This is a genomic window from Terriglobales bacterium, from assembly GCA_035457425.1.
Lineage (GTDB): Bacteria > Acidobacteriota > Terriglobia > Terriglobales > Acidobacteriaceae > JACPNR01.
The window spans coordinates 1-11,021 of the sequence record DATIBR010000069.1 but is presented as its reverse complement, the minus strand read 5'-3'; the positions used below and the strand labels follow the sequence as shown (position 1 = coordinate 11,021).

Genomic DNA, 11,021 nt, shown 5'->3' with positions numbered 1-11,021 from the left:
ACCTGAGCGACTTCCTCGCGCTCGTGCTCTCCTGGGTGGCGGTGTACATCGCGGCGCGGCCGCCGAGCGCGCGCCGCACCTACGGCTATCAGCGCGCCGGCGTGCTCGCCGCCTTCATCAACGCGCTCTCGCTCGTCGCCATCTCCTTCTACATCTTCTACGAGGCCGCGCGCCGCCTCTACCAGCCCGCCGACGTCCACCCCGGCCTGATGATGTGGGCCGCGGGCGCCGGCGTCGTGATGAACGCGCTCATCGCGCTCTTCGTCTACCGCGCGGGCGGCGACGTCAACCTCCGCAGCGTCGTGCTCCACGAGATCGGCGACACCGTCTCGACCGCGGCCGTGCTGGTCGGAGGCTTCTTCATCGCCGAAAGCGGCCGCAACTGGATCGACCCCGCGCTCTCCTTCGGCATCGGCGCCCTCATCCTGTGGTCGAGCTTCGGCATCATCCGCGAGACGCTCAACATCCTGCTGGAAGGCACGCCGCGCGGCATGGACCTGGCGCGCATCGAGGCCGCCATCCGCGCCGTCGCCGGCGTGAACGACGTCCACGACCTCCACGTCTGGTCGCTCGGCTCGGAATCCCACGCGCTCTCCTGCCACATCGCCATCGCCGACATCCCGACCTCGGCGAGCGAAGCCATCCTGCGCGCCGTCAAGGCAGCGCTGCACGCCCAGTTCGGCATCGACCACACCACCATCCAGTTCGAGAACGTCGTCTGCGACGTCGCCCACGGCTGCGTCGTCCCCGTCCGCGAGGTCGAAGGCGCGCCGGGACACACGCACTGAATCCAGCCGCGGAGCGGCGCCGGGCGAATAGCCCAGCGCTTCCGCGCTGGGTTCGCTCCCCCATTTAGAATCAGGAGTCGGCTTCAGCCGACGACACGAGATGAAGAAGGTCCTCCTCCCAGTGATCGCCGCGCTGCTGCTCGGGTGTGAGTCCGGCTCGCGGATCACGCTGTACTCCGCGCGACCATATCCGCCGAAGTCCGTGATCGCGGAGCGGGTCGAGGGTAGTTCTCCGTTCAAGGTTCGGATGTATCTCACCCCCGAGGAGCCGCGCGCCGAACAAGACGTCAAGTTCGAGTTCACGGTCCTCGAGACCGGCGTGCTCGTGCGCGACGCGCAGGTCCACGTCTCCCTCGTCATGCCCCTGATGGACATGGGCAAGAACGAGTTCGACGCCGCGGCAAGGCCGCCAGGTGTCTACGAAGGCAGCGCGAAGTTCACCATGGGCGACGAGTGGGAGGTCATCGTCACGGTGACCAAGGGCAAGAAGAAGGGCAAGCACATCTTCAACCTGCGCGTGCAGGAGTAAGCCAACGGAGTTGTGGCGCGCTCGCCCTCGCGCGCGCCTACTTCTGGGAGCGGCAAGCTGCTGCATCGAGTAGTAAGGATGCCGGAGGCGAAGCTGGGGAGCGACTACTTCTTGCCGGAGCGCGCCCCATCGGAGCGCGGCTCTTCGTAGCGGTCGACCGCGCGGTGCGCGATGCTGTTGATCTCCTCGAAGAAGGAGTGCGCGTGCTTCGCCTTGGAGAGCTCCGGCAGCTCGCTCTCGCGCAGGATGCGCAGCATCTCCGTCACCCGCTGCATGCGATATCCCTGGAGCGCGCTCTTCAGGTCCTGCGGGCTGGTCGAGGTCGCTTCGATGTACGACCACAGGAAGTGGCGCATGTTGTCGACCACGCTCTTCAGGTCGTTCATCAGCTCGCCGTCGACCAGCTCGTCGATCACCGCGCTGCGTTCCCCGGAGGCGCCGTGCGCCACGCGGTCGAGCTCCTTCTGCAGGACCCGCAGGTCCTCGGTCACTCGCTGCACGCGCTCCCGGATGTCGCTCAAAGCAAAGGCAAAGTACCACAGGGCAGCCGCTTTGACACCGCATTTCGCGCGCCCTCTGATAAGCTTGGTGTTACTGAAACGTTCCTGAAGGAACCCACATCTAACCTTATATGTCGTGGCTCAAGGACAATCTGCGTTTCCTGACTGCTGTCCAGTTGCTGCCCGCGCTGGAAAGCGGTGAGGAGACCCTGGTCGGCGGCCAGGCGGTGCTCGAGGGCGTGATGATGCGCTCGCCGCACGCGTGTGCCATCGCCGTCCGGCGGCCCGACGGCGGCATCGCCACCCATTCCGAATCCGTCGAGCGCCCGAGCGAGAAGCACCAGTGGCTCGGCTGGCCCGTCATCCGCGGCGTCGCCACGCTCGGCCAGGCCATGGCGCTCGGCTTCCGCGCCCTCAAGTTCTCCGCCAACGTCGCGCTCGAAGACGCCGCCAAGGCCGAGGGCGTCAAGAAGGTCGAGATCTCCGGCTGGATGGCTGCCCTCAATGTCCTGCTCTCCGTCGGCTTCTTCATCGTCTTCTACAAGATGATCCCGGTGTACGCCACGCAGGGCCTGGCAAAGTTCTTCCCGTCGTTCGAAGGCCACGTGATGTTCAACGTGGTCGACGGCGTCATCCGCCTCTCCCTGTTCCTGCTGTTCATCTGGGGCGTCTCGCTCTGGGCCGACATCCGGCGCGTCTACGAGTACCACGGCGCCGAGCACAAGACCGTCTTTACCTTCGAGGACAAGAAGCCACTCGCCATCGCCGAGGCGCAGAAGTATTCCACCTTCCATCCGCGCTGCGGCACCAGCTTCCTGATGACGGTGATGCTCATCTCCATCGCCTTTTACATGCTGTTCCCGGTGCACACGCTGTGGGCGCGCATCCTGCTGCGCATCGCGCTGCTGCCGGTCATCGCGGGCGTCTCCTACGAGATCATTCGCTTCGCCGCCAAGCGCCGCCAGTCGCTGTTCGCGATGATGACCAAGCCCGGACTCTGGCTGCAGCGCATCACCACCAAGCCGCCCGCCGACGCCCAGGTCGAGTGCGCCATCCGCGCGCTCGACGAAGCCATGGTGCTCGAGAAGCAGCGCGGCGGCGAGTTGGTCATCGCTTAGCGGGTCCCGCCCGCATACTTCGCACCTTTCCGTCCGCAATCCTGAAAAGAATCTAGAATCAAGAGGACCGCCGGCAGGCGGTGTGCACAATGTTTGATCGTTTAGAGCAGATTGAAAAAAAATACGAAGAGCTGACCAGCGCCCTGTCTTCACCGGACGTGATGCAGGACTCTGCCAAGTACCAAAAAACGGCGAAGGCGCACGCGGAAGTCAGCGCGATCGTCGAGCGCTATCGCGAGTACAAGGATCTGAAGCGCGGCATCGCCGAGAGCAAGCAGATGCTCGCCGACGAGAGCGACGCCGAGCTGCGCGCGATGGCGCAGGAAGAGCTCACCAGGCTGGAGGCGCGCGTCGGCGGCGTCGAAGACGAGCTCAAGCGCCTCCTCCTCCCCAAAGATCCCAACGACGACAAGAACGTCGTGCTCGAGATCCGCGCCGGCACCGGCGGCGACGAGGCCTCGCTCTTCGCCAAGGAGATGTTCCGCGCCTACACCCGCTACGCCGAGACGCAGCGCTGGAAGGTCGAGATCCTCTCCAGCTCCGACTCCGGCGTCGGCGGCTTGAAGGAAGTCATCGCCATCGTCGAAGGGAAAGGCGCCTACTCGCGCCTGAAGTACGAGTCCGGCGTGCACCGCGTGCAGCGCGTCCCCGAGACCGAGCAGCAGGGCCGCGTCCACACCTCGGCCGTCACCGTCGCCGTCCTGCCCGAAGCCGAAGACGTCGACGTCAAGATCGAGGCCAAGGACATCCGCATCGACACCTTCTGCTCCTCCGGTCCGGGCGGGCAGTCGGTCAACACCACGTACTCCGCCGTGCGCATCACCCACCTGCCGACCAACACCGTGGTCAGCTGCCAGGATGAGAAGTCGCAGATCAAGAACCGCGAGAAGGCGATGCGCGTGCTCCGCTCGCGCCTCTACGAGATGGAGCTCGAGCGCCAGCAGAAAGAGCTGGCCAAGGAGCGCAAGGCGCAGGTCGGCTCCGGCGACCGCAGCGAGAAGATCCGCACCTACAACTTCCCGCAGAACCGCGTCACCGACCACCGCATCGGCATGACCGTCCACCAGCTCAGCGAGGTCATGGACGGCAAGCTCCAGCCCTTCATCGACGCCCTCATCGCGCACTACCAGGCCGAAAAGCTGAAGCAGGAAGCCACCGTCACCGCTTGATGGATGTTGGGTAGGCGCCGGCGACTCGCCGGCGCAGATCTTCCATGAGACTCGACGCCGCCCTTCGCCGCGCTGTCCGCACGCTGGAAGCCAACGACGTCGGCTCGCCCCGCATGAACGCCGAGACCCTGCTCATGTTCGTGCTCGGATGCGACCGCGCCTATCTCTACGCCCACCCCGAGCGCCAGCTCACCGGCGACGAAGAGAACCGTTACAACGCCACCATCACCGAGCGCGCCACCGGCAAGCCCTCGCAGTACATCACCGGCCACCAGGAGTTCTGGGGCCTCGACTTCATCGTCAGCCCGGCCGTGCTCATCCCGCGTCCCGAGACCGAGCACGTGGTCGAGACCGTGCTTGACCTCGCGCAGGCGCATCGCTTCGAGCGCGTCGCCGATATCGGCACCGGCTCCGGCTGCCTCGCCATCGCGCTCGCGCAGGAGCTGCCGCGCGCCCGCTTCTCCGCCGTCGACATCTCGCCCGAAGCCCTCGAGATCGCGCGCGCCAACGCCGCGCGCCACCAAGTGAGCCAGCGCATCGACTTCCGCGCGAGCGATCTGCTCGCCGCGCTGCCCGAGACCGCCTTCGACCTCGTCGTCTCCAATCCGCCCTACGTCGGCGAGAGCGAGCGCGACAAGGTGCAAAAGCAGGTCCGCGACTTCGAGCCCAAGGTCGCCGTCTTCTCCGGCCGGCAGGGGCTCGACATCTATCGCCGCCTCATCCCCCAGGCCCACGCCGCGCTCCTCCCTGGCGGATGGCTCGTCATGGAAATGGGCTACTCGGTCGAGCAGCCCGTCCGCGACCTCCTGGCGGAATGGTCTAACATCCGCGTTACCTATGACTTACAGGGGATCCCGCGCGTCGTCGCCGCGCAAAGGCCCTAGCGCTGTTACCTTCGGCCACGCCCATGTTCCCGCGGCACCCGCGCCTGGGGGGATCTTCCCCACCGGGGCGCGCGGCGGTATTGTTCGTCCGTTATGCGTACGACGACATGCGCTCCCCGCTTCAGCCTGTCGCTGCCGGTCCGCTACCGGGTCGCCGGTGAGCCGGGCTGGCAGACGGCGAAGACCCGCAACCTCAGCACCAGCGGCGTCCTGTTCCGCACCCGCCAGATGCTCGCCTCCGGCACCGAGATCGAGCTCGAGATCGAGCTCAACGACCTGTTCCAGGCGAACCTGGCGCGCGGTACCGGCCAGGTCGTGCGCTACATGAAGGACGAGAGCGGCCGGCAGGACGGCTGGTTCATCGCCGTGAAGTATCGCCAGTACCGGTTGGAACGGAAGCCCGAGCCGAAGTTCCCCGCCCCTCTCCCCAAGCGGCTCCCGTTCGCGCCCACTCCGACGCGCGCGTAAACCCCAATCCACCACAGACACGCCGAGACGCAGAGGGACTCAGAAATGTGTTCCTCTGTGCCTCGGTGTCTCTGTGTCTCGGTGGTGGGGATTGCCTTTAGAAGTTCGGTACTTCCTGGATCGCCCGCAGCTTCCAGCGGTCCTCGGCCACCGACATCAGCACGTAGTAGTGCGCGGTCACGTCTTCGCGCTGGATCACCTTGTCGCCGTCCAGGATCTCGCGCGTGAGCTGCGCGGTGTCGCGCAACTGCATCGCGGAACCGTCCGGCGAATAGAAGACCGCCTCGAGCTGGTGTCCCTTGTCGGTGTAGCGCACCTTGATCCCGGCCTGCTTCTGGTCGGCGATGGCTTGCGCGAACTGGTCGCGCGCGCGCCCCACCAGCCCGGCGTCGAGCGCGTTGACGTCGTTGTTGCGCAGGCCCGCGCTCAGCGCGTCCCACGCCGCGGCATAATCCCGCGTGATGGCTTTCTCGGTGGTGTCTTCGACCTCGCGCGGCTGCGCGCCCTCGGCCTGGAGCGTGACGTTCGCCTTGGCGTCGGCCGCGAACGCGCGCCGCGCCAGCGGCGCCACGCCCGAGGCGAACAGCGCCAGCCCCGCGCACAGGATCGTCAGGCGTACCATGCGTCGCTTCACTGCCCACCTCCGCCGACCTGGAGCTCATTCCCCATCACGACTCCCGCGGCCACGGAGAGCGTCCCTTGGTCGTTGGGCAGCTCGGCGCGCGCAAAGCCTTTCTTGATGCGCGAGTCCACCGTCGTGCGGCGGCCCTTCGCGTCCAGCAGCGAGAACGTGACGATCGTGCCGTCGGGCACCGCGTTGCCGGAGCAGTCGCGGATGGGCGCCGTCTCGACCACGATGCCCTTCTCCGTCCGCTGCGCCACCCGCATCGAGAGATTGCACGGCTCCCCGGCGGTCTGCTGCACCACGCGGTTCACCTTCACCTCGCCCACCGACGCCACGAACTGCGCCGCGCCTTCCTTCGACGCCGAGTTCATCCGCGTCCACGCGATCCCGTTCTTCGTCTCCACCGTCTGCGACGCGTTGGTCCCCTGCACCGAGAGCTCGAACTTCACCGCCGTCGGCTGGAGCACCAGGTTCCTGAATCCGTCGAATACGAACGCGACGCCCGAGATCACACCCGGCTTCGCCGTCGGCACGCGCGACGGCCGCGCCAGGAACGCGATCTCCCCCGGCTTTGCCGGGGTCACGAAAAAGCTCGCCTGCTCGCCCGAGCTCAGGAGCACCGTGTAGCGCCCCGCGACGCGCAGCTCTTCCGCCTTCAGCTCGATCGGCTCGCCGAGTTTCACTTCGCGCTTGGCGACGTGCCCCGGCCCCACCAGATACAGGGTCGCGGAACCCGAGCCCGAGGTCGGAATGCTCACCGCGTTCCCGGCAACCACGTTCTGTGGCGCCGGGAGGTCCGCCGCGGCCGCGAGGCCGCCGAGCGCGAGCAGTAGAGTGAGGATCACCGGCGCGCGCATCGCTATTGCACCCGGTCGATGGAGTACTGGTTGACGGTCACGCGATACGAGTGGACGTTGGCCGCGAGGTCGTCGCGCACGTCCACCGAGAACGGCACCGGCGTCTGCGGCAACAGCGCCTTGTCGGAGTACGCGTCCGAGACCCAGATCACGCGGCCCGCGTCGTCGTAATACGTCGCCAGCACGTGCGGGATGTTCACCGTCTGCCCGCTCTGGTTGACCAGTTCGCCGCGCAGCACCGTGCGGCCGCTCGCGTCTTTTTCCAGCCGCTGGTGCAGCACGCCGATCACCGGGTCCGCCGAGGCGGGGATGAGCAGCGACGCCGGCTGCATGCGCACGCTCTGCACGTCGCTCAGCTTCGTCTTCGGGAAATCGATGCGGTACGGCGAGATCTCGCTCGGCAGCAGCGTGTGCGACACCTTGTCGAAGCTCGTCTCCTCGCCCAGCGTCTTGCCGTCTTTGCCCAGCAGCGTCGCCCCCACCGAGACGAATCCCGGCACCGTGTCCTCATTGCGCACTTCGCCCATGATGACCACGCTGCCGTCTTTCTCGACCGCGTTCATCGAGAGGATGCGGATGCGCGGCGACTCCACGTTCTGCGCGCCCCAGTCCTCGTCCGCTCCGCGCCGGATGATGTCCCAGCGCAGGTAGTTCACCGGGATGACCTGTGGCGGCAGGTTCGCCTGCTTCTCCGATTCCCATAGGACCTTCCAGTCGCTGCCTTCTTTCGCGACTTTCAGGTCGCGCGTGTCGAACATCGGGCCGACCGCGGTCGACCACTTCGTGGTCGCGCGCACCGTCGCCTGGTTGTCGTCCGAGCGCAGCACCTTCGTCTCCACGCTCTCGATCTTCGAGTAGGTGCGCAGCGACCCATCGCGCCCGTTGATGTCCTTCGTGAAAGTCTGCTGGTCCACGTTCGCCGAGGGCGAGACGTACGTGTACGCGCCGGCGAGGTCGTTGCTCTTCACCTTCTCGAACAGCGAGCGCACCGCGCTTTCCGGCGTGCGCGCGGGAGTGAATCTTGCGGAGTGCACCGTGCCGGCGGCCACCAGCACCACCAGCACCACGAACATCACGATCGCTAACACATGGCCCTTCATCTCAGTTCGCCTCCCGCAGAGTGGCGGCGGAGGCAGCCGCGCTCGGGAATTCCACCGTCTCGGCGACGCGCCGCCGCTCCGGCAGCGCCACCACCAGGAAGATCGCGAACAGGCTGCTCAGCATCGGCAGCGTGCCCCACATCATTCCCTGCCATCCCGGCACGCTGACGCCGAAGTCGAGCTTCCGCGCCGGCGGCACGTCGTCTTTCACCCACAGCGTCACGTTGCCGTTGTCATACACCTCGGCCTGCCGCCAGCCCGCGAACGCCAGCAGCGGCTCGTAATACCGGTCGCGCACGAACACGTACTTCAACCCGTATTGGTTCGCGTGCTTCAGCATCGAGCGCAGCGCTTCCATGCCCGCCGTCCCGAAATACTTCGCGTTGTAGAGCTGTCCGGCGCCGGAAGCCTGCAACTCGGGCAGCAGGCGCGCCGAGTTGTAGTCGCCGTCCACGCTCGACGCGTCCACCTCGCGCGACACGCGCGCGAACTGGTTGCCGAACCCGAGCGTCATCCACCGGAACTTCGTGTGCCCTTCGTTCTGCAGGAAGCTGACGACCTGGTCCACCTTGAAGGGCGACGAGTTGATCGGCCGGTAGTACGTCCAGCCGACCGCCAGCGCGCACGTGAACACCGCGGCGACCGCCAGCCCGGCCGGCGCGAAGCGCGGCATCCGCCGGATCAGTTCGCTCGCCAGCAGCCCGACGATGGGCAGCGTCATCAGCGTCGCCCAGAACGTGAAGCGCTCGTACGTGAGCACGTTGAAGAAGTCCACTCCCGCCAGCGCCTTCGGGATCGTCCCGAGCAGCACCTGCGCCACCGGCGTGGTGCCCCCCAGACCGATCAGCAGCGTGAGGAACCATCCGAAGAACAGCGGCCGCAGCCGCGCGTTCGAGCAGCCGCGCAGGAACACGAACGGCAACGCGAGCAGCAACAGGCCGTGCGGGATGACCCAGAAGTTCATGCCGCTCGCCGGATTGAGGATGTAGTTGTCGCGCGACCCGTGCGGGATGGGAACCTGTCCGGTCGCCGCCTGCGGCGCCATGAACAGCGGCAGCAGCACGACGATGATCCCAACCACCACCACCAGCGTGAACAGCGCGGCGCGCATGATAGGCGCGGCGCCCGTCTTGCGGTCCTCGCGGCGCGCGTCGGCGGCGGCCAGCCACAGCACCGGCCACGCGAACAGCACCATGCCGAAGATCATCGTGACGTGGTGCACGGCGGCGGCGGCCACCGAGATGGCCACGCCTTTCAACAGCGCGCTGAAGCGCGCGTCCCGCGCCCAGTCATAGAAGAACGGCAGCGCGTTCAGCGTGAGCGCCGCCGCGAACGTCGTGGGCAGCTGCCCCGACTGGTACACCAGCAGCGCCAGCGACCCCAGGAAGATGCTCCCGATGGCGGCGTAGCTGGCGGAGCGCTCGTCCACCCAGAGCCGCGCATAGCGGAACACCCCGACCGGCAGCAGCAGCACCACGCACAACTGCACGAACATGTAGGCCAGCGGCAGGCCCAGCACGTGCGAGAACAGCGCGATCCACTGGTGCGCCAGCGGCGGATACGTGGTCTGCGAGAAGCCGCCGTACCACTTTTCATTCCACGGGTTGAACCAGTGCCCCGCGTAGTGCGACGCGAAGAACATGTGCGTGTTCGCGTCGTAGGAGGTCACTGGCAGCTGCATCAGCAGCAGCGGGCCGTGCACCGCGAGCGCGAGCAAGATGATCGCGCCCAGCGTCAGCGCTCGGCCGGTCGAGACAGGGGAAGTCGGGTTCAAGGATGCCTCCGCGTTCAGCGTTCGTGGCGGCTTGTGAATGCTCGGACCCAGGGGTCCCGGCGGACTTGCGCGTGCCGGGCTGGAGTCAGACCTTCAGGAGCAGTTTGGATTCCCAGAGTAGCTGCCGGGTTTTCTTATCGGCAGCTCCTTCCACACCCGTCACCAAATCACCCTGTGGGTACTTCTGAGGCAACACGCGGCACCCAGCTTCCCTCTTACAGCAGTGCTGCCGCTGCTTTCGCTCCCAGGAGCAGCGGATTGCGAGTGAAAGGCAGCAGTGACTCTGGCAGCCCGCTTGCGAGAGGACGGTTGCCACACGCCTGTGCGAAGAGTGGTCCCGTGAAAAAAATCTGCAGCTGTGCCCTTTTCTGTTCCCTGTTATTGGCTGCGTTCCCCGCCGCGGCCCAGACCTTCGAGATCGGCGGCAAGTCCACCTCCGCCGGCGAGAAGAAGAAGACGCCTGCCGGTAAGAAGTCCAAGGGCGGCTCCTCCGCCGCGCCTTCCTCCGGCCTGGGCTGGGGCGCCTCCATCGACGTCACGCGCGACGCCCGCGCCGCCGAGCAGGCCATCAAGCGCGGCAACACCGCGCAGGCCGCCATGTACGCCGAACGCGCCGTCAAGAAGGCGCCGCAGAACCCGCGCCTCTGGTTCCTGCTGGGCTACACCTCCCGCCTCGCCGGCCGTTACGGCCAGTCCGTCCAGTCCTACCAGAAGGGCCTCTCCATGGAGGGCCGCTCCGCCGAAGGTCTCTCCGGTCTTGCTCAGACTTACGCCAAGATGGGCCGCCGCGACGAAGCCAAGCGGCTGCTGACGCAGGCCATCGCCGCCGCTCCCAAGAACATCACGAACTACCTTGTCCTGGGCGAGATGCAGATCCAGTCCGGCGAGTTCCAGACCGGCCTCAACACCTTGCAGCGCGCCGAAGCCATGAAGCCTTCCTCGCACACCGAGCTGCTGATGGCCGTCGCGTACATGAAGCTCAAGCAGATGGACCGCGCCAAGGCCATGCTCGCCAAGGCCAAGGCGCGCGACCCCAAGAACGTGCAGATCTTCCGCGCGGTCGCCAACTTCCAGCGTGAAGAGAAGGATTACAACGCCGCCATCGCGACCTTGAAGTCCGCGCCCCGCATGACTCCCGAACTGCTCGGCGACCTCGGCTTCACCTACGAGATGGCCGGCAACCTGAAGGAATCGGCGGCCTGCTACCAG

12 protein-coding genes are annotated in these 11,021 nt (G+C 66.6%); 7 read left to right on the top strand and 5 right to left on the bottom strand.

The window, feature by feature from the left end; genetic code table 11:
* Both VLA96_04890 and VLA96_04885 read left to right on the top strand, forming a co-directional pair.
* Positions 1–788: cation diffusion facilitator family transporter (locus tag VLA96_04890; GenBank protein HSE48524.1), on the top strand; the 788-nt coding region annotated here is incomplete at its 5' end.
* Positions 789–888: 100 nt separating this feature from the next.
* Positions 889–1,317, top strand: coding sequence for a FixH family protein (locus VLA96_04885; GenBank protein HSE48523.1), 429 nt, complete (start codon positions 889–891; stop codon positions 1,315–1,317).
* Between the two features lie 104 nt (positions 1,318–1,421).
* On the opposite strand, the gene VLA96_04880 is transcribed toward VLA96_04885, so the two are convergent.
* Positions 1,422–1,838 (bottom strand): hypothetical protein, encoded by a 417-nt coding sequence (locus VLA96_04880; GenBank protein ID HSE48522.1) that lies wholly within the window; start codon positions 1,836–1,838, stop codon positions 1,422–1,424.
* Between the two features lie 110 nt (positions 1,839–1,948).
* Here VLA96_04880 and VLA96_04875 point away from each other — a divergent pair, with 110 nt between their 5' ends.
* From VLA96_04875 to VLA96_04860, 4 genes are all read left to right on the top strand, one after another.
* Positions 1,949–2,935: a DUF1385 domain-containing protein gene (locus VLA96_04875; protein ID HSE48521.1), complete on the top strand. Its 987-nt coding sequence runs from the start codon at positions 1,949–1,951 to the stop codon at positions 2,933–2,935.
* A gap of 89 nt (positions 2,936–3,024) precedes the next feature.
* Entirely contained in the window at positions 3,025–4,104 is a 1,080-nt protein-coding gene (prfA, locus tag VLA96_04870; protein HSE48520.1) for a peptide chain release factor 1, read from the top strand.
* Between the two features lie 44 nt (positions 4,105–4,148).
* Positions 4,149–4,988, top strand: coding sequence for a peptide chain release factor N(5)-glutamine methyltransferase (prmC, locus tag VLA96_04865; GenBank protein HSE48519.1), 840 nt, complete (start codon positions 4,149–4,151; stop codon positions 4,986–4,988).
* Positions 4,989–5,081: 93 nt separating this feature from the next.
* A complete protein-coding gene (locus VLA96_04860; GenBank protein ID HSE48518.1) occupies positions 5,082–5,456 on the top strand; it encodes a PilZ domain-containing protein in 375 nt (124 codons plus the stop codon).
* A gap of 97 nt (positions 5,457–5,553) precedes the next feature.
* Here the strand turns inward: VLA96_04860 and VLA96_04855 are convergent, their stop codons facing one another.
* The 4 genes from VLA96_04855 to VLA96_04840 are packed head-to-tail and all read right to left on the bottom strand — an operon-like array spanning position 5,554 to position 9,812.
* Entirely contained in the window at positions 5,554–6,090 is a 537-nt protein-coding gene (locus tag VLA96_04855; protein ID HSE48517.1) for a hypothetical protein, read from the bottom strand.
* Positions 6,087–6,938 carry a hypothetical protein gene (locus tag VLA96_04850; protein HSE48516.1) on the bottom strand — a complete coding sequence of 284 codons (852 nt, stop codon included), beginning with the start codon at positions 6,936–6,938 and terminating at the stop codon, positions 6,087–6,089. The genes VLA96_04855 and VLA96_04850 overlap by 4 nt, the downstream gene beginning before the upstream one ends.
* Positions 6,939–6,940: 2 nt before the next feature.
* Entirely contained in the window at positions 6,941–8,038 is a 1,098-nt protein-coding gene (locus VLA96_04845; protein ID HSE48515.1) for a hypothetical protein, read from the bottom strand.
* A 1-nt stretch (position 8,039) separates the two neighbouring features.
* Entirely contained in the window at positions 8,040–9,812 is a 1,773-nt protein-coding gene (locus VLA96_04840) for a hypothetical protein (GenBank protein ID HSE48514.1), read from the bottom strand.
* A 381-nt stretch (positions 9,813–10,193) separates the two neighbouring features.
* On the opposite strand from VLA96_04840, the gene VLA96_04835 reads away from it, so the two are divergent.
* On the top strand, positions 10,194–11,021 hold an 828-nt coding region (locus VLA96_04835; protein HSE48513.1), incomplete at its 3' end, for a tetratricopeptide repeat protein.

Excerpts from the sequence above, each read along its gene's own strand:
- VLA96_04885 (HSE48523.1), top strand. The coding sequence starts at position 889 with ATGAAGAAGGTCCTCCTCCCAGTGATCGCCGCGCTGCTGCTCGGGTGT.
- VLA96_04875 (HSE48521.1), top strand. The coding sequence starts at position 1,949 with ATGTCGTGGCTCAAGGACAATCTGCGTTTCCTGACTGCTGTCCAGTTG.
- prfA (HSE48520.1), top strand. The coding sequence starts at position 3,025 with ATGTTTGATCGTTTAGAGCAGATTGAAAAAAAATACGAAGAGCTGACC.
- prmC (HSE48519.1), top strand. The coding sequence starts at position 4,149 with ATGAGACTCGACGCCGCCCTTCGCCGCGCTGTCCGCACGCTGGAAGCC.
- VLA96_04860 (HSE48518.1), top strand. The coding sequence starts at position 5,082 with ATGCGTACGACGACATGCGCTCCCCGCTTCAGCCTGTCGCTGCCGGTC.
- VLA96_04850 (HSE48516.1), bottom strand. The coding sequence starts at position 6,938 with ATGCGCGCGCCGGTGATCCTCACTCTACTGCTCGCGCTCGGCGGCCTC.
- VLA96_04845 (HSE48515.1), bottom strand. The coding sequence starts at position 8,038 with ATGAAGGGCCATGTGTTAGCGATCGTGATGTTCGTGGTGCTGGTGGTG.